The organism is Salmonella sp. NW177 (assembly GCF_051811585.1).
Classification (GTDB): Bacteria; Pseudomonadota; Gammaproteobacteria; order Enterobacterales; family Enterobacteriaceae; genus Salmonella; species Salmonella enterica.
This window is the reverse complement of record NZ_JAMMZV010000003.1, coordinates 391,028-414,373: the sequence shown is the minus strand read 5'-3', so window position 1 is coordinate 414,373 and position 23,346 is coordinate 391,028. Positions and strand designations below refer to the sequence as shown.

Sequence of the window (23,346 nt, the reverse complement as noted above, 5' to 3'; positions counted from 1 at the left end):
AAAACGTTGCGCAATCAGGGGCATTATCATGTTTTGCGCATTTAACCTCATGAGGAATACCATGCGATTGTGGCTGGTGCGTCATGGCGAAACCGAGGCCAATGTCGCCGGGTTGTATAGCGGACATGCTCCCACGCCGTTAACGGAAAAAGGGATTGGCCAGGCGAAAACGCTACATACTTTATTGCGCCACGCGCCATTTGACCGGGTGTTATGCAGCGAGCTGGAGCGTGCGCGCCATACCGCCCGGCTCGTACTGGAGGGCCGGGATGTGCCGCAACACATCTTACCTGAGCTTAATGAGATGTACTTCGGCGACTGGGAAATGCGCCATCACCGCGACCTCACCCATGAAGATGCCGAAAGCTATGCCGCCTGGTGTACGGACTGGCAGAATGCGGTTCCGACCAATGGCGAGGGTTTTCAGGCTTTTACCCGGCGCGTAGAGCGCTTTACCTCGCGACTCGACGCGTTCAGCGATTGCCAGAACCTGCTGATCGTCAGCCATCAGGGCGTACTCAGCCTGTTGATTGCCCGTCTGCTCGCAATGCCCGCCGCCTCGCTATGGCATTTCCGGGTAGAACAGGGATGCTGGAGCGCAATCGACCTGTGCGAAGGGTTCGCCACCCTGAAAGTATTAAATAGTCGTGCCGTCTGGCGGCCTGAGTGATGAATTTTCCGTTTTTTCTCGCCGCAGCGGTTTCGCCCATTGACAGCCCCCGACAGGCTGTTATTCTCCGCAGCCAGGCTTTTTTCACCTTGCAGAGCTTTGCAGAAATTGTTTTACAAAAATGGCGATGCTTTCTGTGACGTGGGATGGGATGATAATCTGGTTTTAAACGCCGATCCGGCGACATAAGTCCCGGTATCGCCGCTGATTCAGGTATACTACACGGCGTCCCGCCGGAAGGTTAGCGTTAACTCGCAACGCCTTACCGGTCCAGCCTGTTGGCCTTTTTTCTATCGTTATAACGCAATTATTCACCCAGGGGGAAAACTTGCAGGGTAAAGCACTCCAGGATTTTGTTATCGACAAAATTGATGACCTGAAAGGTCAGGACATCATCGCCTTAGATGTTCAGGGTAAATCCAGTATCACCGACTGTATGATTATTTGTACCGGCACCTCCAGCCGTCACGTTATGTCTATTGCCGACCACGTGGTGCAGTCGTCGCGCGCGGCCGGTATGCTGCCGTTAGGCGTCGAAGGCGAAAATGCGGCTGACTGGATTGTCGTCGATCTGGGCGATGTGATTGTGCATGTCATGCAGGAAGAAAGTCGCCGCCTGTATGAACTGGAAAAACTCTGGAGTTAATGCGTGAAGCTGCAACTTGTCGCTGTCGGCACGAAGATGCCCGACTGGGTTCAAACGGGATTTACGGAATATCTGCGTCGTTTTCCGAAAGATATGCCCTTTGAGCTGATCGAAATCCCTGCGGGCAAACGCGGCAAGAACGCGGATATCAAACGCATTCTCGACAAAGAGGGCGAGCAGATGCTGGCCGCCGCCGGTAAGAATCGCATTGTTACCCTGGATATTCCAGGCAAGCCGTGGGATACGCCGCAGTTAGCCAATGAGCTGGAGCGCTGGAAACAGGACGGGCGCGACGTCAGTTTGCTGATTGGCGGCCCGGAAGGATTATCTCCCGCCTGCAAAGCGGCAGCGGAACAGAGCTGGTCGCTCTCGGCGTTAACGCTCCCTCACCCGCTGGTTCGGGTTCTGGTCGCGGAGAGTTTGTACCGGGCGTGGAGCATCACAACCAACCACCCTTATCACCGTGAGTGATCGTGAAGTCTTGAGAAGATTAAGCAGCGGATGAAACGACAAAATTCTTTTCGTGACTATACGGCTGAGTCCGCACTGTTTGTGCGTCGGGCGCTGGTCGCCTTTTTGGGTATTTTGCTGCTGACCGGCGTACTGATCGCCAATTTGTATAATCTGCAAATTCTCCGTTTTACCGATTACCAGACCCGCTCGAACGAAAACCGTATCAAGCTGGTGCCAATTGCGCCAAGCCGCGGGATAATCTACGACCGTAACGGCATTCCCCTTGCGCTGAACCGCACTATCTATCAGATTGAAATGATGCCGGAAAAGGTGGATAACGTTCAGCAAACGCTGGATGCGCTACGCAGTGTGGTCGATTTAAACGACGACGATATCGCCGCCTTTAAAAAAGAGCGCGCCCGATCCCATCGCTTTACTTCTATTCCGGTGAAAACAAACCTGACGGAAGTTCAGGTCGCGCGCTTTGCTGTCAACCAGTACCGTTTTCCGGGCGTCGAAGTCAAAGGCTATAAACGCCGCTATTATCCATACGGATCGGCGCTGACCCACGTTATCGGCTACGTATCGAAAATCAATGATAAAGACGTCGAGCGTCTCGACAGAGAAAACAAACTGGCGAACTACGCCGCCACCCATGACATCGGCAAGCTGGGCATTGAGCGCTACTATGAAGATATTCTGCATGGGCAAACCGGTTATGAAGAGGTTGAAGTCAACAACCGCGGCCGTGTTATTCGCCAGCTTAAAGAGGTGCCGCCGCAGGCCGGACACGATATCTACCTGACGCTGGATCTCAAGCTCCAGCAGTATATTGAAACGCTGCTGGCAGGCAGTCGCGCGGCGGTGATTGTCACCGATCCGCGTACCGGCGGCGTGCTATCGCTGGTCTCCATGCCAAGTTACGACCCTAACCTTTTCGTGGACGGCATCTCCAGCAAAGATTACTCCGGGCTGCTTAACGACCCGAACACGCCATTAGTGAACCGCGCGACTCAGGGTGTCTACCCACCCGCTTCTACCGTTAAGCCTTACGTCGCCGTATCGGCGTTAAGCGCTGGCGTCATCACCCGTAACACCAGTCTTTTCGACCCTGGCTGGTGGCAGTTGCCGGGGTCTGAGAAACGCTACCGCGACTGGAAAAAATGGGGCCACGGGCATCTGAATATCACCAAATCCCTTGAAGAGTCGGCAGATACCTTCTTCTATCAGGTGGCCTATGACATGGGGATCGATCGCCTGTCAGAATGGATGGGTAAGTTCGGCTATGGTCACTATACCGGAATTGATCTCGCAGAAGAGCGCTCTGGTAATATGCCGACCCGCGAGTGGAAACAGAAACGCTTTAAAAAACCGTGGTATCAGGGCGATACGATTCCGGTGGGCATCGGCCAGGGCTACTGGACGGCAACGCCGATTCAGATGAGTAAGGCGCTGATGATCCTTATTAACGACGGTGTAGTTAAAGTCCCGCACCTGTTAATGAGCACCGCGGAAAACGGTAAACAGGTGCCGTGGGTACAGCCGCATGAGCCGCCGGTGGGCGATATTCACTCCGGCTACTGGGAAATTGCGAAAGATGGCATGTATGGCGTCGCCAACCGCCCTAACGGCACGGCGCATAAATATTTTGCCAGCGCGCCCTATAAAATCGCGGCGAAGTCGGGCACCGCGCAGGTCTTTGGCCTGAAGGCCAACGAAACGTACAATGCGCATAAAATCGCCGAGCGCCTGCGCGACCATAAATTAATGACCGCCTTTGCGCCGTATAACAATCCCCAGGTCGCCGTCGCGATCATCCTTGAAAACGGCGGTGCAGGCCCGGCAGTAGGCACGATCATGCGCCAAATCCTTGATCACATCATGCTGGGCGACAACAACACCCATTTGCCTGCGGAAAACCCGGTGGTTGCAGCGGCGGAGGACCAATAGTCATGACGGATAATCCGAACAAAAAAACCTTCTGGGATAAAATTCATATCGATCCCACGATGCTACTTATTCTGCTGGCGTTACTGGTTTACAGCGCATTGGTCATCTGGAGCGCCAGCGGCCAGGACATCGGCATGATGGAGCGTAAAATCGGTCAGATTGCGATGGGGCTGGTGGTTATGGTGGTGATGGCGCAGATCCCGCCGCGCGTGTATGAAGGCTGGGCGCCCTATCTCTATATCATTTGTATCATTCTGCTGGTCGCCGTTGATGCCTTTGGCGCAATATCCAAAGGCGCGCAGCGCTGGCTCGATCTGGGAATCGTTCGCTTTCAGCCTTCGGAAATAGCCAAAATCGCCGTGCCGCTGATGGTCGCCCGCTTTATTAACCGTGACGTCTGCCCGCCCTCGCTGAAAAATACCGCCATCGCCCTGGTATTAATCTTTATGCCTACCCTGCTGGTCGCCGCCCAGCCGGACCTGGGGACGTCTATTCTGGTCGCCCTTTCCGGTCTCTTTGTCCTATTTTTGTCTGGTCTGAGCTGGCGCTTAATTGGGGTCGCCATTGTATTGATCGCTGCATTTATTCCTATTTTGTGGTTTTTCCTGATGCACGATTACCAACGCCAGCGCGTCATGATGCTCCTTGATCCGGAGACCGATCCGCTGGGCGCGGGCTATCATATTATTCAGTCTAAAATCGCCATTGGCTCAGGCGGCCTGCGCGGTAAAGGCTGGCTCCACGGCACCCAGTCGCAGCTGGAGTTTTTACCCGAACGCCATACCGACTTTATCTTCGCGGTACTGGCGGAAGAGCTCGGTCTGGTGGGCATACTGATTCTGCTCGCGCTCTATATTTTGCTAATAATGCGCGGTCTGTGGATTGCCGCCAGAGCGCAAACTACATTTGGTCGCGTGATGGCTGGCGGATTAATGTTAATATTATTCGTTTATGTCTTCGTAAATATTGGTATGGTGAGCGGTATTCTGCCTGTGGTTGGAGTACCTTTACCCCTGGTCAGCTACGGGGGCTCCGCACTGATTGTGCTGATGGCCGGGTTCGGGATTGTGATGTCGATCCACACCCACAGAAAAATGTTGTCGAAAAGCGTATAAGGGGTGCGCAATGCGTAAGCAGTTGCCTGTAATCTGCGTCGCGGCAGGGATAGTACTACTCGCGGCATGTACTAATGACGGCGGTCAGCAGCAAACCACCGTCGCGCCGCAACCTGCGGTATGTAATGGTCCGACTGTGGAAATCAGCGGAGCGGAACCGCGTTATGAACCTCTGAATCCGACCGCAAACCAGGATTATCAGCGTGACGGTAAAAGTTATAAAATCGTTCAGGACCCGTCCCGCTTTAGCCAGGCTGGCCTGGCCGCTATTTATGATGCGGAACCCGGCAGTAATTTAACCGCCTCCGGGGAGATGTTCGATCCGATGCAGCTTACCGCCGCCCATCCGACACTGCCTATCCCCAGCTATGCGCGAATCACCAACCTGGCCAACGGTCGCATGATCGTCGTGCGTATTAACGATCGCGGCCCCTATGGCACCGATCGGGTCATCTCCCTGTCCCGCGCGGCGGCGGATCGTCTGAATACCTCGAATAATACTAAAGTACGGATTGACCCCATTATCGTAGCGCCGGATGGTTCGCTCTCCGGCCCGGGGATGGCCTGTACGACGGTGGCGAAACAGACCTACGCTCTGCCCCCACGCCCTGATTTAAGCGGCGGAATGGGAAGCGCCTCTTCAGCGCCTGCGCAACCGCAAGGCGACGTTCTTCCGGTCAGTAATTCCACGTTGAAAAGTGACGATACCACCGGCGCGCCGGTGAGCAGCAGCGGCTTCCTCGGCGCGCCGACCACGCTGGCGCCTGGCGTGCTGGAGGGTAATGAACCGACGCCAGCACCACAGACAGCGCCGGTTTCCGCGCCGGTGACGGCTCCAGCGACTGCGACGCCGGTGAGCGCGCCTGCTGCCGCGGCCCCGGTATCTGCCCCGGTGAGCGCGCCTGCCGCCGCGGCGAGCGGTCGTTTCGTCGTCCAGGTCGGCGCCGTCAGCGATCAAACGCGTGCGCAGCAGTACCAACAGCGTTTAAGCCAGCAGTTCAGCGTACCAGGGCGCGTAATACAAAACGGCGCGGTCTGGCGTATTCAACTGGGGCCTTTTGCCAGTAAAGCCGAAGCCAGCGCGTTACAGCAACGTTTGCAAACAGAAGCACAATTACAGTCCTTTATCGCCAGCGCGCAGTAACCGATCGCAGGTATCTGTACTGTCAATTTCTGTAAATGACATTAACAAAGTCACGCGGAAAGTCAGATGCCTGCCAGTTATGCTTTTGCTATAGTAGGGCTCTTTTTTTAATTTCATCACGGACGTCGTAGTTCAGACCATGAAGACCACTTTTTCCGCTCGTTTTATGCAGCGCATGGCGCTCACCACGGCGCTTTGTGCCGCTTTTATCTCAACCGCACATGCCGATGACCTGAATATCAAAACTATGATCCCGGGCGTTCCGCAGATCGATGCGGAATCCTACATCCTGATCGACTACAACTCCGGCAAAGTTCTGGCGGAACAAAACGCCGACGAACGTCGCGACCCGGCTAGTCTGACGAAGATGATGACCAGTTACGTCATCGGACAGGCAATGAAAGCGGGTAAATTTAAAGAAACCGACCTGGTTACCGTCGGTAATGACGCCTGGGCCACCGGCAATCCGGTATTTAAAGGCTCCTCGCTGATGTTCCTCAAACCGGGAATGCAGGTACCGGTCTCTCAGTTGATACGCGGCATCAATCTGCAATCCGGCAATGACGCCTGTGTGGCGATGGCTGATTTCGCCGCCGGTAGCCAGGATGCTTTCGTCGGGCTGATGAACAGCTATGTGAACGCGTTGGGGCTGAAAAATACCCACTTCCAGACCGTACACGGCCTGGACGCCGACGGACAATACAGTTCAGCTCGCGATATGGCGCTGATTGGTCAGGCGTTAATTCGCGATGTGCCTAACGAATATGCCGTTTATAAAGAAAAAGAGTTCACCTTTAACGGCATTCGCCAGTTAAACCGTAACGGTCTGCTGTGGGATAACAGCCTGAATGTGGACGGCATCAAAACCGGCCATACCAGCAAAGCGGGCTATAATCTGGTCGCTTCCGCAACCGAAGGCCAGATGCGATTGATTTCCGCCGTGATGGGCGGACGGACCTATAAAGGCCGTGAAACAGAAAGCAAAAAACTGCTGACGTGGGGCTTCCGTTTCTTTGAAACCGTTAATCCGCTGAAGGCTGGTAAAGAGTTCGCCTCTGAACCCGCCTGGTTTGGTAATACCGATCGCGCCTCGCTGGGCGTCGATAAAGACGTTTACCTGACGATCCCTCGCGGTCGCATGAAAGATTTGAAAGCGAGCTATGTACTGAATACCGCAGAACTGCACGCGCCGCTGCAGAAAAACCAGGTGGTCGGCACTATAAACTTCCAGCTGGACGGTAAAACCATCGAGCAGCGTCCGCTGGTCGTACTGCAAGAGATCCCGGAAGGGAACTTCTTCGGTAAAATCATTGATTACATTAAATTAATGTTCCATCACTGGTTTGGATAAAAATTGAGCGCTTGAAAGTGTGATTTTCGTCCCCATATACTATGCATCAGTAAAACTCCCGCCCTGCGGCGGGAGTTGTTATTTTTTTACGTAATGCCGGAGCTGACATGAAAACCAAACTTAACGAACTGCTTGAATTCCCTACGCCATTTACTTACAAAGTAATGGGGCAGGCGTTACCTGAGCTGGTTGATCAGGTGGTTGAAGTGGTACAGCGCCATGCGCCTGGTGATTACTCTCCGACGGTAAAACCGAGCAGCAAAGGCAACTACCACTCGGTCTCTATCACCATTAATGCCACCCATATTGAACAGGTTGAAACGTTGTACGAAGAACTGGGCAATATTGATATCGTGCGAATGGTATTGTAATACATCCAGACGGTTACCCGGTCTTATCCGGGTAACTCCCCGCCTCCCCCGCTGTGATATACTTTCCTCTCTTTTTTCATTCTCTACGGAGATGCCGTTTTGTATCAGGATAAAATCCTTGTCCGCCAGCTCGGCCTTCAGCCCTATGAAGCTATCTCTCAGGCCATGCATAACTTTACCGATATGCGCGATGAAAACAGCCATGATGAAATCTGGTTGGTTGAGCATTACCCGGTGTTTACCCAGGGCCAGGCCGGTAAAGCGGAACATATATTGATGCCTGGCGATATTCCCGTTGTGCAGAGCGATCGTGGAGGACAGGTGACCTATCATGGTCCGGGCCAACAGGTAATGTACGTTTTACTTAACCTGAAACGACGTAAACTGGGCGTGCGTGATTTAGTCACCCTACTTGAACAGACCGTGGTGAATACGCTGGCTGAAATTGGTATTGAGGCGCATCCGCGCGCCGATGCGCCGGGCGTCTATGTGGGTGAAAAGAAAATCTGCTCGCTGGGTTTACGTATCCGTCGCGGCTGCTCATTCCACGGTTTAGCGCTAAACGTTAACATGGATCTTTCTCCTTTCCTGCGTATCAACCCGTGTGGTTATGCCGGCATGGAAATGGCTAAAATAACGCAGTGGAAGGAAGACGCAACCACGGATAATATTGCGCCCCGCTTGCTGGCGAATATTTTAGCTCTGCTAAATAATCCACCGTATGAATATATTGCTGCTTAATGCGTAAAATATAATGGCCCAAGAAATTTATGGGTCATTAATCATATATGATTTGAATGCTTTACTTCTCCCCCCGCTTTCTATATTTTCGTTATATCCCTGCTGTAGCCGCCAGGCGGCATGGCCTCTTCAGTCCTCATGATGAGGAATTTTCCGTGAACAAAATCCCGGCCTTGCTGCTACTTATCTTATTGAAATGACTAAAATACATTCATAAAAGTAATTTTAAAACCAACTCATAAATGCAAAATATACTATTTCATCTATTATTCATAATACGAATGAATTCGGAGCCAGAGCGTGAGTGATAATAATCAGGCAGAAAGACAACCGGCCGATCAACACCTACAAGACAAACCGCAAATTTTCAGAACACTGAGAAATATTGACCTCAATCTGTTGACGATTTTCGAGGCCGTATATGTCCATAAAGGGATCGTCAATGCAGCGAAAATTCTTAACCTGACGCCGTCAGCCATCAGCCAGTCCATTCAAAAATTACGGACTATATTTCCCGATCCGCTGTTTATTCGCAAAGGCCAGGGCGTAACGCCCACGACGTATGCTACGCATCTGCACGAATACATCAGCCAGGGGCTGGAATCTATTCTTGGCGCCCTGGATCTTACGGGCAGCTATGATAAGCAACGTACCATTACAATTGGCACGACGCCTTCGGTCGGCGCGCTAGTGATGCCGATTATTTACCAGGCCATCAGGCCGCGTTATCCTCAGCTTTTGCTGCGCAACATTCCGGTAGACGATGCCGAAAGCCAGCTTAGTCAGTTTCAGACCGATCTCATTATCAATACCCATAGCTATAACAACCGGAGCATTCAGCATCACGTCCTGTTTAGCGATACGCTTGAGATTGTCTGCCGCCAGCATCACCCGTGTCTGGCGAACGCCATTACTGAAGAGAGACTGAACAGCGCGGATCACACCTTTCTGATGCTGGAGGGACAACATCTTTCCCTCCTGCGCCAGCGACTGCAGGAGACATTTCCCGATCAGCAAATCAGTTTTAGCAGCTACAATATTTTTACCATTGCCTCGCTGATCGCCAGCAGCGATCTGCTGGGACTGATGCCCACCCGCTTCTACGACTTATTTAGCCGTTGCTGGCCGCTTGAACGCCTTCCCTACGCGCCGGTGAATAGTGAACAGGTCGAGTTCTCGCTGCATTACAATAAACTGAGTCTGCGCGATCCGGTGCTGGAGAACGTCATTGATATCATCCGTGAGGCGTTCTGACAAAAATGTTGCATTCAGGTCACGGAAGATATGGGCAAACAGCACAAAACAACAACTATTTTACATTTTGCCGGGCTGTCAGGCTGCTTTATGGCCCTTATCAATGATATACTGCGTGTCACAAATTCAAAAATAGTTGATAAATACAACTTTCCCTTGAATTGAAACGCTTTCCTTCGTTATTCGCAACTGGAACACGCACGCTATGAGTAAACCCATTGTGATGGAACGCGGTGTAAAATACCGCGATGCCGATAAGATGGCTCTTATCCCGGTTAAAAATGTGGTCACAGAGCGCGACGCTCTACTACGTAAACCGGAATGGATGAAAATAAAACTTCCGGCGGATTCTACCCGTATCCAGGGCATCAAAGCCGCAATGCGCAAAAATGGCCTGCATTCTGTCTGCGAGGAAGCGTCTTGCCCAAACCTGGCTGAATGTTTCAACCACGGTACCGCTACGTTTATGATCCTTGGCGCCATTTGCACTCGCCGCTGTCCGTTCTGTGATGTCGCCCATGGCCGCCCCGTTGCGCCGGATGCGGAAGAGCCGCAGAAACTGGCGCAAACGATCGCCGACATGGCGCTACGCTATGTGGTCATCACCTCTGTCGACCGTGACGATCTGCGTGACGGCGGCGCCCAGCATTTTGCTGACTGCATCACTGCCATCCGCGCCAAAAGCCCGGAGATAAAAATAGAGACCCTGGTGCCAGACTTCCGTGGACGTATGGATCGCGCGCTGGATATTCTTAACGCGACGCCGCCGGATGTGTTTAACCACAACCTGGAAAACGTGCCGCGTATTTACCGCCAGGTTCGTCCGGGCGCCGATTACAACTGGTCGCTGAAATTACTGGAACGCTTCAAAGAAGCGCACCCGGAAATTCCGACAAAATCGGGTCTGATGGTGGGCTTAGGCGAAACCAATGCGGAAATCATTGAGGTTATGCGCGACTTACGCCGTCACGGCGTTACCATGCTGACGCTTGGTCAGTATCTACAGCCAAGCCGCCATCACCTGCCGGTACAGCGTTATGTCAGCCCGGAAGAGTTTGACGAGATGAAAGCGGAAGCTCTGGCGATGGGCTTTACCCATGCCGCCTGTGGCCCCTTTGTACGTTCTTCGTACCATGCTGATCTCCAGGCCAAAGGCATGGAAGTGAAATGATCGTGTAATAGACGCTTACATTTCAGGCAAAAAAAACCGGCAACTTGCCGGTTTTTTTACTCTGCGGAGCAAGCGCATCGCGCTATTACTCTTTGTGCGAGAGTTTTTCAGCCTGAACGCTACCGTCGACGTCTTTCTTAACGCCCGCGTCTTCATCGTTCATTGCTTTCTTGAATCCTTTAATCGCCGTGCCCAGGTCTCCGCCCAGCGTACGTAACTTCTTGGTACCAAACAGCAGAACAACCAGTGCGGCAACCACCAGCAGTTTGGTAATACTAATCTCACCCATAGATACCTTCTTCACTAAAAACAGGCTGCGTAACGCGCCGGATTAACCTGAGAATATTAACGGTCTTTCGACGCGCGCACACAATAGCAATCTGTAACAAGGTGAATCAAGCTTTGCGTAAAAAAACATCATAATAATTGCGGTGGCGCAAATCGTCGTTGCTGCAAAAGAGGAAGTTGCTTCCGCACCTGGTCTATTCGTTCTCTGAATATTTCCGCGACGATCAGCGCCGGACGATCGGCTGCCGCGGCTATCGTTACCCCCAACGGATCGATAATACGACTTTGACCAATATTACGATTACCACACTCCCCGGCCGCAATCATATAGCAGGTGGTATCCAGCGCTCTCGCCGCCAGCAGCGTCGACCACTGCTGCTCTTTCAACGGGCCGCGAACCCAGCCCGTCGGCAGCGCCAATACGTCAGCCCCCTGTAAAGCCAGCGCTAACGCCATATCCGGAAAGCGCAGGTCATAACAGGTCATAAGCCCCACCTTAACCCCCTCCACGTCCAGCACAGGCGCGATAACGGTTCCGGCATCAATACTTTGGGATTCTTGCATCGAAAACGCATCATAGAGATGCAGCTTCGCGTAACGCGCGACAATGTGACCCGCCCGTAGCGCCACCAGCATATTAACCGCCCGTCCAGGCGTTGACGGGACAAGGATAGTGAATATCGTCGTCATATTATTATGAGCGCTTTCTTCCTGAAGCCGCGTCATAAACGCGCCATCCAGCGGCTGCGCGGCGCGAATCGGCAGGTCAAGGTCGATGTCATCTCGCGCTAATATCCCCTCAGGCAGCACCAGAAGCGATACGCCGCGGTCCGCCGCCTGAGCCATTAACGAAACGCAAACTCGCGCATTCTTTTCCCATACAGAACTCACCACAAACTGCCCGGCTGCAACGAACATATCCCCTCCCACACCTCTGTCAGGACTCGCCAATTATGCGTGTTCGGCGTTACACTCCTCCTGTATAGCAATTAAATAAAGGATTCGGCAGTGTTACAGCTTCTTTTAGCAGTTTTTATCGGCGGTGGAACGGGGAGCGTAGCCCGGTGGATGCTAAGTATGCGTTTTAATCCGCTTCATCAGGCGATTCCCATCGGTACGCTAACAGCAAATTTGCTTGGCGCGTTTATTATCGGCATGGGGTTCGCCTGGTTTAACCGCATGACACATATCGATCCGATGTGGAAAGTGCTCATTACGACCGGCTTTTGCGGCGGCCTGACGACCTTTTCTACTTTTTCTGCTGAAGTGGTATTCTTGCTGCAAGAGGGGCGCTTTGGCTGGGCGCTGCTGAATGTGCTGATTAACCTGTTGGGTTCGTTTGCCATGACGGCGCTGGCATTCTGGCTATTTTCCGCCGCAGCGGCGCGTTAAGCGCAAAAAAAACCCGCCGAAAGGGCGGGTTTTGAAATCTTGCTGTCGGACGTATGCTTACAGAGCAGTTACGTTTGCAGCGGAAGGGCCTTTGGCACCGTTAGTGATTTCGAACTCTACGCGCTGACCTTCAGCCAGAGTTTTAAAACCATTGGTCTGGATTGCAGAGAAGTGTACGAACACGTCTTTGCTGCCATCTTCCGGAGTAATGAAACCGAATCCTTTGGATTCATTAAACCACTTAACGTTACCTTTAATCTTAGACATCAAAATTACCTTTACATGAAAAATAGACACAAATGCTGTGTCGGATACCAGTACAACAATTGTGATGCATTTTGTCCAGTCGAACTTTGCGAAAAAGTGATAAATATCGCGTTAATTTTTAGCTAACTCTATCTACTTATTGTTTTTTAAGGCTTTTTAATTCACAACAGAACAATGCCCTTCCCCGTCAAAACTGGAAACGCATCCAGGCGAAATAGACGTTTCCGTTGTTATACGAACCCGGAATGTAGGTCATCTGAAAGGTAGCGGGACCATAGCCTATCGACGCTAAAGGCAACAGCACAGGGATGGGAATATAATTCCAGTTGTCGCGCGCGGTAACGCCTGCGGTAAAGCCCAGTCCCAGACGAAAATTATCGTCTTCCAGCGGTCGCCAGGTTTTTTCCCAGCCATAACCGCCTATGGGTTCCCATTTGTTAAATGAATCTTTAAAGGCCATCATATAAAGGCCATGCCAGTTGCCTTTGTCGTCCCAGCGCGACTGACCAAAACCAACGCCCCACGGCCGCTCGTTATAGCGATCCGTTTTCTCTTTATCGTAGGCAAAGCGCGCATGCCAGGTAATGGCGGGGACATACAAATCATAATGCTCAGGCTGTCGCCACGTTTCTGCGACGTTATCGGTAAACGTGTTAAACCACCCTTTATCCGCCGCAGAGACTGAAGGAATAGCCAGCCATGGCATAACAAGGAGAGCAATAATAAGAAAATACTTTCTGATAATCATCACAACAGCCATACCGTTCAAAAATTCGACTGTGATAATAACAACATTAACCTGAATAAAATCTTAACAAACTATAAACAGAGAATAATCTGAGAGAGTATCGGGTTAACGGCGTTTGATTTAGCACTTAGAACCGTCGCGCTCCTTAATAAGCTTTCACAAAAAACACAAAACAAAGCACAACAAATAAAACAATAAAATAACAATAAATTAATACTTATAGCGCTACAGAAAATTCGTATAAGCATATTTCATCTTTAGCGATGACATGAAAAAATAACCGCGCCGTGATTTTAATCAGTAAGGCGCCATCCTTTATTCGGTACATTTTTATACCACTTTTGTGGCTCTTATTTTTACTCTGGGTGTCGATAAGACAGGGGAAACAATGCTAACAGTTATAGAACTCCTTATCGGAGTCGTCGTTATTGTGGGTGTAGCGCGCTACATCATTAAGGGATATTCCGCCACTGGCGTTTTATTTGTCGGCGGTCTGGTTCTGCTTATTATCAGCGCGCTGATGGGGCATAAGGTATTACCTGCCAGCGAAACCAGTACCGGCTATACCGCAACAGATATTGTTGAATACATCAAAATTCTGCTTATGAGTCGCGGCGGCGATCTTGGCATGATGATCATGATGCTGTGCGGCTTTGCCGCTTATATGACGCATATCGGCGCGAATGATATGGTCGTGAAGCTGGCGTCGAAACCTTTACAGTACATAAACTCGCCCTACCTGTTGATGATTGCCGCCTATTTTGTCGCCTGCCTGATGTCGCTGGCCGTCTCTTCCGCGACGGGGCTTGGCGTACTGCTCATGGCTACTCTCTTCCCGGTGATGGTCAACGTCGGCATTAGCCGCGGCGCGGCGGCGGCTATTTGCGCTTCGCCGGCCGCTATTATCCTCTCGCCAACGTCTGGCGATGTGGTTTTAGCCGCAAAAGCGGCGGAGATGCCGTTAATCGATTTCGCGTTCAAAACCACGCTGCCGATTTCCATCGCCGCCATCATCGGTATGGCGATTGCGCATTTTTTCTGGCAACGCTATCTGGATAAAAAAGAGAACATTTCACATGAGATGCTGGACGTGGCGGAGATTACCACCACGGCCCCGGCGTTTTATGCCCTTTTGCCGTTCACGCCCATTATCGGCGTACTGATTTTTGACGGTAAATGGGGGCCGCAGTTGCACATTATTACCATTCTGGTGATCTGTATGCTGCTGGCCGCCGTGCTGGAATTCGTGCGCGGCTTCAACACGCAAAATGTGTTTTCCGGCCTGGAAGTGGCTTATCGCGGCATGGCGGATGCGTTTGCCGGCGTTGTGATGCTGCTGGTCGCGGCGGGCGTTTTCGCCCAGGGGCTGAGCACCATTGGCTTTATCCAAAGTCTGATCTCGATTGCCACTTCTTTTGGCTCCGCCAGCATTATTCTGATGCTGGTCTTAGTGATTTTAACCATGCTGGCCGCGATGACCACCGGTTCAGGCAATGCGCCTTTTTACGCCTTTGTTGAGATGATCCCTAAACTGGCGCACTCCTCCGGTATCAACCCAGCCTATTTATCCATCCCAATGCTGCAAGCCTCAAACCTGGGGCGCACGATTTCGCCGGTCTCCGGCGTCGTGGTCGCTGTCGCCGGGATGGCTAAAATATCACCGTTTGAAGTGGTGAAACGCACGTCCGTTCCGGTCATCGTCGGTCTGTTGATCGTCATTATCGCCACGGAAATTATGGTGCCAGGCGCCTCTTCCGCCGTTACTGGCGGCTGATAGCCGGTAAGCCGGGGCGAGGGAAAACATCGCCCCGGCATCTTAAACCAGGCTTAGCCGCCGTGGTAAATACGCTGCGGCCTGCCCACTTTGCCATGAATAATCTCTGCGACAATCAGGTGCCGACTCGCGCAATATTCCAGGTAGCGTCGGGATGTGGTGCGGCTTATCGTTAAGGCCTGCGCGACCGTTTCAGCCGTATGGCGTACGGTTGGATCGGCAAACAGCTTCATCACCGCATTAAGGGTTAAGGCATCAATACCGGTCGGCAAATCCCCTTTCGGTTCGCCGCGCGCATAGGCGTTGAACATTTCATCTATCTGCTTCTGGCTTGCGCTATCCGCGCTCGCCAGCATACGTCTGCGCTGTTGATAGCGGGTCAGCGTCTGTCCCAAACGTTCATAAGCAATAGGTTTGACCAGATAATCAAACGCGCCGCTACGTACCGCTTCCGCTACCGTCTCCATGTCACTGGCGGCGGTCGTAAACACGACGCCGCCGGGATAGCGCGACTGCATTAATTCATGCAGCAGCGTAATCCCCTTCCCATCCGGCAGATAATTATCCAACAGAATTAATCCAGGTTTGAACCGGTCAATCATCATTCTCGCCTGCGCCAGATTGCCCGCCAGCCATATCTGGTTAAAGCCAGGAATATGGCGGATATATTCTGCGTGCATTTCCGCCAGCAGCGTTTCATCCTCAACGATCAATAGGGTTAATGGTTCTGTCATCGTTTTTTTTCACTTTCGGAAGGAATAAAGAAAATAAGGTGCCACAAGGATCATTGTCTTCCAGCGTAATGACCCCGCCACAGCGCCCCACATAACTTGCAATCAGATATAACCCGATACCATGCTCACCGGGTTCGTCGGTTCGGGTACTTACGCCCTGTTCAAAAATTTTTTCCCGCAGCGCTTCAGGAACGCCGCAGCCCTGGTCGGCGACCTCTATTACCACCTCGTCGCCCTCGTCGCTCAGGAAAAGTTCGATGGTCTTGTCGCCTTCCTGTGTACGCAAACTCGCCTCAAACGCGTTATCCAGCAGATTCCCGACGATGGCGGCGAACTCCGTGCTATCCAGCCCCTCCGGCAGTTGATGTAGCTGGCTGCCGGGAACAATCACCATCTTGAGCCCCAGTTCACGCGCGCGCTGAACTTTGCCAAACAGCAAACCGGCCACCTGACGATCGGCGAAGGCGCCGCGTAAACTATCAATAAGTTGCTGCTGCGCCTGCGACTCACCCTGCACCATCTCTCTGACCCGATCATACTCTTTCATTTGCAGCAGGCCGTTCAGAGTCGACATCCAGTTCAGGTGCTCATGGCGTAGCGTGCGCAGGCTCTCAACATACTGTTTAATCTGGGTTAGCTGCGCGTTCAACGTCGCGATTTCATCTTTGCTGCGAAAACTAATAATAGCGCCCAGCAGCTCCTCGCCGGAACGGATAGCCTCACGATTGGCGATGACGCTCAGGCCATTGAAGTTGGCCATCACGTCCTGGCGTCTTTCTGCGATCTGGCAGGTAAAAAAGTCTGCCGGATTGACGACTTCCGCTATCAGCCTGCCCAGCCACTGACGCCCCGGCGACGGCAGCCCCAACATTTTTCTCGCATTGCGGTTAATCGCGGTGATATGTCCCTCCGGATCAACGGCGATCAGCCCTTCATAAACCGAGCTAAATAACGCCTCCTGCTGGCGTACCACACGCGCAATCTGTTTCGGCTCCATGCCCAGCATTTGTCGGCGGATATGCGCGGCGAAAAACCAGGAAAGCAGCATTAATACCACCAGCAACAGGACAAAAACCCCCGCCATCGGTAATAAGAAGTCCAGCCGCCAGGAGTCGATTTTACTGACCAGATAGCCAATTGAAACAACGCCGATCACGTTGCCTTCGTTGTCAAAGATAGGCGTTTTGGCGCGCATCGCCATCCCTATTGAGCCCTTACCGGTAATGAAATAACTTTCTCCTCTTTCCAGCGCGCCGGGTTTCGTAAACTGCATGGGATAGCCGATTTTTTCCGGATTCGGATGGTAAAGCCGGATCGAGTGGCGATCGCCTATCACCACATAGTCAAAATCCGTCCCGCGCTGCAGTTTATTCGCAATTATCGCCAGGCGTTTATAGTCCCGGTTTTTTACGGCAGCGATAATGCTGTCGTTAGAAGCAATAATTTTTGCCTGATTCATCGCCATATCACGAACATGGGACGCCAGATAATCTTCGAAACTGGCAGACAAATATTGTGCTAACGCTGCCACGATGAAAACAGAAACCACCAGAATGAGCAGAAAAATACGTAACGGAAACGCGAGTTGCCGAAAAAAAGGAAACAGCTTTTTATTTTTCTGATAGGACATTAAGGTTCCTTATGGGCATTTCTCTTCAGATTTATCGCAAATGTAATAAAAATGTTTTAAGCATCTTGAAGCATATAAAAACCAATCGTTACAGATTCCCCACATTAAATCAATTAAACAACTAAAACCCACCGCCGGAATGGCGATTAAATTAATTAAAAAACTTAAAACCATAAAACACTTAAAAACCATCTAACGCTTTGTGAAATAAATCAAAATTTACCACCAAAATACTCCTTACGATGTATACGTCAGTGAGAAAAAATAAATAACTCGTCATAAAAATACTCCCACTCTGACTGAAAAGAAAAAGTTATCAAGTTGCAACACAGCGCAACATATACAGAAAAGTGGCAACAAGCATATCACCAGGATATTTCTTACTATGTTTGGCAATAATGTATTCACTCGGGTAAAACGCTCTGAAAATAAAAAAATGGCGGAGATCGCTCACTTTCTCAAAGAGAATGATTTAAGCGTCGATACCACTGTTGAAGTGTTTATTACCGTCAGCCGTGATGACCGTCTTATTGCCTGCGGCGGTATTGCCGGAAATATCATTAAATGCGTGGCCATTAGCGAATCAGTACGCGGCGAAGGCTTAGCGTTAACGCTGGCGACGGAATTGATTAATCTCGCCTGGGAACGGCACTGCACCCATCTTTTTATTTATACCAAAACGGAATACGAAGCGCTGTTTAAACAGTGCAGCTTTTCGACGATAGCCAGCGTCCCTGGCGTGATGGTCTTAATGGAAAATAGCGCGACCCGGTTGAAACGGTATGCGGAATCGCTGGCGACATTGCGTCATGAGGGAAAGAAAATTGGCTGTATTGTGATGAACGCCAATCCTTTCACGAACGGCCATCGCTATCTGATCCAACAGGCGGCGGCACAGTGCGACTGGCTGCATCTGTTCCTGGTCAAAGAAGATACATCACGCTTTCCCTATGAAGACCGACTCGATCTGGTCCTTAAAGGGACTACCGATATCCCGCGCTTAACCGTTCACCGCGGCTCCGAATACATTATCTCTCGGGCGACGTTCCCCTGCTATTTCATTAAAGAGCAGAGCGTCATTAATCACTGTTATACCGAAATCGACCTGAAGATTTTCCGCCAGTATCTGGCGCCCGCGCTTGGCATCACACACCGCTTTGTCGGTACGGAGCCGTTTTGCACCGTTACCGCCCAGTACAACCTTGATATGCGTTTCTGGCTGGAGACGCCAACGCTTCCCGCCCCACCCATTACGCTGGTGGAAATAGAGCGGCTTTGCTTCCAGGAGACGCCGATATCTGCCTCCTGGGTACGCAAGCTGCTGGTTAAACACGATCTCACGGCTATCGCGCCGCTGGTTCCCGACGCCACCCTGCGCTATTTGCAGGGCATGGTCGAACGCCATCCGGGCAGCGCGGCAGCCCGTCAAAAGTCCCCCGTATTAGCAACAGGTGAAAAATGAAAATAAACCAGCTAGCCGTCGCAGGCACGCTTGAGTCCGGCGATGTGATGATACGCATTGCGCCGCTCGATACGCAGGATATTGACCTGCAAATCAACAGTAGCGTTGAAAAACAGTTTGGCGAGGCCATTCGCGCCACCATCCTGGAGGTGCTTTCTCGCTACGACGTGCGCGGCGTACAACTGAACGTCGATGATAAAGGCGCTCTGGACTGCATTTTGCGCGCCCGACTGGAAACGCTACTGGCGCGCGCCAGCGGTATTGCCGCTCTGCCCTGGGAGGATCGCCAATGATTTCCGCCTCTCTGCAACAACGTAAAACCCGCACCCGCCGCAGTATGTTATTCGTACCGGGCGCCAACGCGGCGATGGTGAGCAATTCGTTTATCTACCCGGCCGACGCGCTGATGTTCGACCTGGAAGACTCCGTTGCATTACGCGAAAAAGATGCGGCGCGCCGTCTGGTATATCACGCGCTGCAACACCCGCTTTACCGTGACGTCGAAACCATCGTCCGCGTGAATGCGCTGGACTCCGAATGGGGCGTCAACGATCTGGAAGCGGTCGTGCGCGGCGGCGCGGACGTGGTGCGTTTACCGAAAACCGACACCGCGCAGGACGTCATTGATATCGAAAACGAAATTCTGCGCATTGAAAACGCCTGCGGTCGCGAACCGGGCAGTACCGGCCTGTTAGCCGCCGTGGAATCGCCGCTGGGTATTACCCGCGCGGTAGAAATCGCCCACGCCTCTGAACGGTTGATCGGGATTGCGCTGGGCGCGGAAGACTATGTTCGCAACCTGCGCACCGAACGCTCTCCGGAAGGCACCGAACTGCTGTTCGCCCGCTGCGCCATTTTGCAGGCCGCGCGTTCCGCCGGCATTCAGGCCTTCGATACCGTCTATTCCGACGCCAACAACGAAGCCGGTTTCCTGCAAGAAGCCGCCCACATTAAACAGTTGGGCTTTGACGGTAAGTCACTGATCAACCCCCGCCAAATAGAACTGCTGCACAACCTTTATGCGCCGACGCGTAAAGAGGTCGCCCATGCGCGTCTGGTCGTTGAGGCCGCAGAAGCCGCCGCCCGCGAAGGTCTCGGCGTCGTTTCCCTTAACGGCAAGATGGTCGACAGCCCGGTGATTGAACGCGCCCGTCTGGTGCTCTCCCGTGCAGAACTTTCCGGTATTCGCGAAGAATAAGGCAAAAAAATGACGCAGAAAAATGAATCTCAACGCCAGGATCGCGTAGCCGCCTGGAGCCGTCACGCTGAAAGCGAACTGAGCGCTTACCAAAGTGCGGCAAAATTGGATCTACAAGCGCAAAAACCGCGCGACCACAAACTGTGCGCCAGCCTGGAAGAGGCCATCCGCCGTTCCGGTTTACGCGACGGCATGACGGTCTCCTTTCACCACGCGTTTCGCGGCGGCGATCTGACGATTAACCTGGTGATGGAAACCATCGCGAAGATGGGCTTCAAAAATCTGACCCTGGCCTCCAGCTCGCTGAGCGACTGCCACGCGCCGCTGGTTGAACACATTCGTAACGGGGTGGTCAGCCGCATCTACACGTCAGGCCTGCGCGGCCCGCTGGCGGAAGAAATTTCTCGCGGCCTGCTGGCTGAGCCGGTTCAGATTCACTCCCACGGCGGTCGTGTGCATCTGGTACAAAGCGGCGAACTCAATATTGATGTTGCGTTTCTTGGCGTGCCCTCCTGCGATGAATTCGGTAATGCTAACGGTTATACCGGCAAAGCCTGTTGCGGTTCACTGGGCTACGCGATGGTGGATGCCGACAGCGCGAAGCAGGTCGTGATGCTGACGGAGCAACTGCTGCCGTATCCGCATAACCCGGCAAGCATCGCTCAGGATCAGGTTGATCTGATCGTGCAAATCGAAGAAGTCGGTGATGCAAACAAAATCGGCGCTGGCGCGACCCGCATGACCACTAATCCGCGTGAACTGCTGATCGCCCGCAGCGCGGCGGAAGTCATTGCTCACTCCGGCTACTTCAACGAAGGTTTCTCCCTACAAACCGGCACCGGCGGCGCATCGCTGGCGGTCACCCGCTTCCTGGAAGACAAAATGCGTAGCCGCAACATTGTGGCTAATTTCGCGCTGGGCGGAATCACCGCCACCATGGTCGACCTGCATGAAAAGGGCTTAATCCGCAAACTGCTTGACGTGCAGAGCTTCGATCGTAACGCTGCGCAATCTTTGGCCCGCAACCCGAACCATATCGAAATCAGCGCTAACCAGTACGCCAACTGGGGCTCTAAAGGCGCTTCCGTCGACCGTCTGGACGTGGTGGTGCTGAGCGCGCTGGAAGTAGACACCCACTTCAATGTTAACGTGCTAACCGGCTCCGACGGCGTTCTACGCGGCGCGTCCGGCGGCCACTGCGATACCGCCGTCGCGGCGGCGCTGTCCATCATCGTCGCGCCGCTGGTGCGCGGTCGCATCCCAACGCTGGTTGATAACGTCACCACCTGCGTCACACCAGGCTCCAGCGTCGACATTCTGGTCACCGATCACGGTATCGCCGTCAACCCGGCGCGTCCGGAGCTGGCTGAACGACTGCAAGCAGCGGGAATGAAAGTGGTATCGATTGAGTGGCTGCGCGAACGCGCGCAACTGCTTACCGGTCAGCCCCGCCCTATCGAATTCACCGACCGCGTGATTGCTGTCGTGCGTTATCGCGACGGTTCAGTGATCGATGTGGTGCATCAGGTGAAGGAATAAGCCATGCGCCTGTTTCCTGAACTCGCCACCTGTCACGACGTTTCTATTCCTGAGCTGCTCGCCAGCCGGGATGAGAGACAAGCAAGACAGCGCGCCTGGCTAACGCGTCACGCTACTCCGCTGGTCTCCTTTACCGTGGTGGCGCCAGGCCCGATAAAAGACAGCGCGTTAACCCGCCGGATCTTTAATCACGGCGTGACTGCCCTGCACACGCTGGCAGAAGAGTATGGCTGGACCATCCGGGAGCAGGCTGCACTGGCTTCCGCCAGCGGGCCGGAAGGGCTGCTGGCGATTGACGCGCCCGCTCAGGCGCTCAAACAGGCGACCATCGCGCTGGAACAGCGTTATCCACTGGGGCGCCTGTGGGATATCGATGTCCTGACGGCGGAAGGCGAAATACTCTCCCGCCGCCATTTCGCGCTTCCCGCTCGCCGCTGTCTGCTGTGCGGGCAAAGCGCGGCTGAATGCGCGCGGGGTAAAACCCACGCGCTGACTGATTTACTGATTCATATGGAGGCGCTGCTGCATGATGCCGATTCCCGCCAACCCGACTAACGCCTCCATTCAGCCTCAGTCGCTGTATGACGCCTGGGCCGATTTGGCCTGGCGCGCTATGCTGACCGAGGTAAATTTATCGCCAAAACCCGGTCTGGTAGACCGACTAAACTGCGGCGCGCACAAAGATATGGCGCTGGCGGATTTTCACCGCAGCGCGGAGGCGATTCGACACTGGCTGCCGCGCTTTATGGAATATGGCGCCAGCTGCACGCGCCTGCCGCCAGAGTCAGTTCTGGCGGGCCTGCGTCCATTGGGGATGGCCTGTGAAGCAGCGATGTTTCGCGCAACGGCGGGCGTCAATACCCATAAAGGCAGCATTTTCTCGCTGGGGTTACTGTGCGCCGCCATTGGCCGCCTGTATCAGCTACGCCAGCCGATCACCGCAGAAACACTCTGCGCTACCGCCGCCGATTTTTGCCGCGGCCTGACCACGCGCGAACTGCGCCAGAACAACCTACAGCTCACCGCAGGCCAGCGGCTGTATCAGCAACTGGGATTAACCGGCGCGCGCGGTGAAGCGGAAGCGGGCTATCCGCTGGTCATCCGCCACGCGTTGCCGCACTACCGCGCATTGCTGACGCAGGGGCGCGATCCCGAACTGGCGCTGCTTGATACCTTACTGCTGCTGATGTCGCTTAACGGCGATACCAACGTCGCGTCGCGCGGCGGGGCGGACGGTCTGCGCTGGTTACAGCAGCAGGCGGCGGTCTTATTACAGCAGGGCGGCATACGGACGCCTGACGATCTCGTTTATCTCCACCGGTTCGATCAGCAATGCATTGAACGCAATCTCAGCCCAGGCGGTAGCGCCGATCTGCTGATCGTGACCTGGTTTTTAGCGCAAATTTCGCAAGTTAATCATTAACACAATTATAGAAAATATCCTTTCC

The 23,346-nt window shown here is 53.1% G+C and carries 25 protein-coding genes; 19 read left to right on the top strand and 6 right to left on the bottom strand.

Annotated elements, in window-relative coordinates; genetic code table 11:
- Positions 1-61 precede the first annotated feature (61 nt).
- The 11 genes from NA986_RS12295 (at position 62) to lipA (ending at position 10,866) form a co-directional block, all read left to right on the top strand.
- Entirely contained in the window at positions 62-670 is a 609-nt protein-coding gene (locus NA986_RS12295) for an adenosylcobalamin/alpha-ribazole phosphatase (protein ID WP_058821494.1), read from the top strand.
- Positions 671-998: 328 nt separating this feature from the next.
- Positions 999-1,316: a ribosome silencing factor gene (gene rsfS / locus NA986_RS12290; RefSeq protein WP_001161670.1), complete on the top strand. Its 318-nt coding sequence runs from the start codon at positions 999-1,001 to the stop codon at positions 1,314-1,316.
- Between the two features lie 3 nt (positions 1,317-1,319).
- Positions 1,320-1,787 carry a 23S rRNA (pseudouridine(1915)-N(3))-methyltransferase RlmH gene (gene rlmH, locus NA986_RS12285; RefSeq protein ID WP_000776107.1) on the top strand — a complete coding sequence of 156 codons (468 nt, stop codon included), beginning with the start codon at positions 1,320-1,322 and terminating at the stop codon, positions 1,785-1,787.
- Positions 1,788-1,817: 30 nt separating this feature from the next.
- Positions 1,818-3,719 carry a peptidoglycan DD-transpeptidase MrdA gene (mrdA, locus tag NA986_RS12280; protein ID WP_000828700.1) on the top strand — a complete coding sequence of 634 codons (1,902 nt, stop codon included), beginning with the start codon at positions 1,818-1,820 and terminating at the stop codon, positions 3,717-3,719.
- 2 nt (positions 3,720-3,721) lie between these two features.
- Positions 3,722-4,834, top strand: coding sequence for a peptidoglycan glycosyltransferase MrdB (gene mrdB / locus NA986_RS12275; RefSeq protein WP_000131713.1), 1,113 nt, complete (start codon positions 3,722-3,724; stop codon positions 4,832-4,834).
- 10 nt (positions 4,835-4,844) lie between these two features.
- Positions 4,845-5,978: an endolytic peptidoglycan transglycosylase RlpA gene (gene rlpA / locus NA986_RS12270; RefSeq protein ID WP_001231298.1), complete on the top strand. Its 1,134-nt coding sequence runs from the start codon at positions 4,845-4,847 to the stop codon at positions 5,976-5,978.
- Between the two features lie 139 nt (positions 5,979-6,117).
- A complete protein-coding gene (gene dacA / locus NA986_RS12265) occupies positions 6,118-7,329 on the top strand; it encodes a D-alanyl-D-alanine carboxypeptidase DacA (protein WP_000858711.1) in 1,212 nt (403 codons plus the stop codon).
- Positions 7,330-7,436: 107 nt separating this feature from the next.
- Positions 7,437-7,700 (top strand): DUF493 family protein YbeD, encoded by a 264-nt coding sequence (gene ybeD, locus NA986_RS12260; protein WP_000850547.1) that lies wholly within the window; start codon positions 7,437-7,439, stop codon positions 7,698-7,700.
- 99 nt (positions 7,701-7,799) lie between these two features.
- Positions 7,800-8,441 carry a lipoyl(octanoyl) transferase LipB gene (gene lipB, locus NA986_RS12255; protein WP_000284009.1) on the top strand — a complete coding sequence of 214 codons (642 nt, stop codon included), beginning with the start codon at positions 7,800-7,802 and terminating at the stop codon, positions 8,439-8,441.
- Between the two features lie 300 nt (positions 8,442-8,741).
- The gene (locus NA986_RS12250; RefSeq protein WP_001282817.1) at positions 8,742-9,695 is read left to right on the top strand and encodes a YbeF family transcriptional regulator; all 954 of its coding nucleotides are present in this window, start codon (positions 8,742-8,744) and stop codon (positions 9,693-9,695) included.
- A gap of 205 nt (positions 9,696-9,900) precedes the next feature.
- Positions 9,901-10,866, top strand: a complete 966-nt coding sequence (lipA, locus tag NA986_RS12245; RefSeq protein WP_000042640.1) for a lipoyl synthase — start codon at positions 9,901-9,903, stop codon at positions 10,864-10,866.
- A gap of 85 nt (positions 10,867-10,951) precedes the next feature.
- On the opposite strand, the gene tatE is transcribed toward lipA, so the two are convergent.
- Together tatE and NA986_RS12235 are read right to left on the bottom strand one after the other, a co-directional pair.
- Positions 10,952-11,155, bottom strand: coding sequence for a twin-arginine translocase subunit TatE (tatE, locus tag NA986_RS12240; protein WP_000503938.1), 204 nt, complete (start codon positions 11,153-11,155; stop codon positions 10,952-10,954).
- 128 nt (positions 11,156-11,283) lie between these two features.
- Positions 11,284-12,072, bottom strand: coding sequence for a deaminated glutathione amidase (locus tag NA986_RS12235; RefSeq protein WP_023216084.1), 789 nt, complete (start codon positions 12,070-12,072; stop codon positions 11,284-11,286).
- 90 nt (positions 12,073-12,162) lie between these two features.
- Here NA986_RS12235 and crcB point away from each other — a divergent pair, with 90 nt between their 5' ends.
- Positions 12,163-12,546, top strand: coding sequence for a fluoride efflux transporter CrcB (crcB, locus tag NA986_RS12230; RefSeq protein ID WP_000939753.1), 384 nt, complete (start codon positions 12,163-12,165; stop codon positions 12,544-12,546).
- Between the two features lie 57 nt (positions 12,547-12,603).
- On the opposite strand, the gene cspE is transcribed toward crcB, so the two are convergent.
- On the bottom strand, positions 12,604-12,813 hold the full coding sequence (gene cspE, locus NA986_RS12225; RefSeq protein ID WP_000034826.1) for a transcription antiterminator/RNA stability regulator CspE: 210 nt from the start codon (positions 12,811-12,813) through the stop codon (positions 12,604-12,606).
- Positions 12,814-13,000: 187 nt separating this feature from the next.
- Complete coding sequence (gene pagP, locus NA986_RS12220; RefSeq protein ID WP_001623090.1) at positions 13,001-13,573, bottom strand: lipid IV(A) palmitoyltransferase PagP; 573 nt, start codon at positions 13,571-13,573, stop codon at positions 13,001-13,003.
- A gap of 376 nt (positions 13,574-13,949) precedes the next feature.
- On the opposite strand from pagP, the gene dcuC reads away from it, so the two are divergent.
- Positions 13,950-15,335, top strand: coding sequence for an anaerobic C4-dicarboxylate transporter DcuC (gene dcuC / locus NA986_RS12215; protein ID WP_000958619.1), 1,386 nt, complete (start codon positions 13,950-13,952; stop codon positions 15,333-15,335).
- Positions 15,336-15,388: 53 nt separating this feature from the next.
- Here the strand turns inward: dcuC and dpiA are convergent, their stop codons facing one another.
- Positions 15,389-16,069: a two-component response regulator DpiA gene (gene dpiA / locus NA986_RS12210; RefSeq protein WP_000138786.1), complete on the bottom strand. Its 681-nt coding sequence runs from the start codon at positions 16,067-16,069 to the stop codon at positions 15,389-15,391.
- Positions 16,038-17,699, bottom strand: a complete 1,662-nt coding sequence (gene dpiB, locus NA986_RS12205) for a sensor histidine kinase DpiB (protein ID WP_023216081.1) — start codon at positions 17,697-17,699, stop codon at positions 16,038-16,040. Before dpiB ends, dpiA begins: the two co-directional genes overlap by 32 nt.
- A 385-nt stretch (positions 17,700-18,084) precedes the next feature.
- On the opposite strand from dpiB, the gene citC reads away from it, so the two are divergent.
- Genes citC through citG form a run of 6 tightly spaced genes read left to right on the top strand, consistent with a single transcriptional unit; the run spans position 18,085 to position 23,321 of the window.
- Positions 18,085-19,161 carry a [citrate (pro-3S)-lyase] ligase gene (citC, locus tag NA986_RS12200; RefSeq protein WP_000467874.1) on the top strand — a complete coding sequence of 359 codons (1,077 nt, stop codon included), beginning with the start codon at positions 18,085-18,087 and terminating at the stop codon, positions 19,159-19,161.
- Complete coding sequence (gene citD, locus NA986_RS12195; RefSeq protein WP_000700679.1) at positions 19,158-19,454, top strand: citrate lyase acyl carrier protein; 297 nt, start codon at positions 19,158-19,160, stop codon at positions 19,452-19,454. Before citC ends, citD begins: the two co-directional genes overlap by 4 nt.
- Positions 19,451-20,359, top strand: coding sequence for a citrate (pro-3S)-lyase subunit beta (citE, locus tag NA986_RS12190; RefSeq protein ID WP_000622342.1), 909 nt, complete (start codon positions 19,451-19,453; stop codon positions 20,357-20,359). The genes citD and citE overlap by 4 nt, the downstream gene beginning before the upstream one ends.
- A 9-nt stretch (positions 20,360-20,368) precedes the next feature.
- Positions 20,369-21,898 (top strand): citrate lyase subunit alpha, encoded by a 1,530-nt coding sequence (gene citF / locus NA986_RS12185; protein WP_017465572.1) that lies wholly within the window; start codon positions 20,369-20,371, stop codon positions 21,896-21,898.
- Positions 21,899-21,901: 3 nt separating this feature from the next.
- Positions 21,902-22,453 carry a citrate lyase holo-[acyl-carrier protein] synthase gene (citX, locus tag NA986_RS12180; protein ID WP_001236063.1) on the top strand — a complete coding sequence of 184 codons (552 nt, stop codon included), beginning with the start codon at positions 21,902-21,904 and terminating at the stop codon, positions 22,451-22,453.
- The gene (gene citG, locus NA986_RS12175; RefSeq protein WP_023216080.1) at positions 22,425-23,321 is read left to right on the top strand and encodes a triphosphoribosyl-dephospho-CoA synthase CitG; all 897 of its coding nucleotides are present in this window, start codon (positions 22,425-22,427) and stop codon (positions 23,319-23,321) included. Before citX ends, citG begins: the two co-directional genes overlap by 29 nt.
- Positions 23,322-23,346 lie beyond the last annotated feature (25 nt).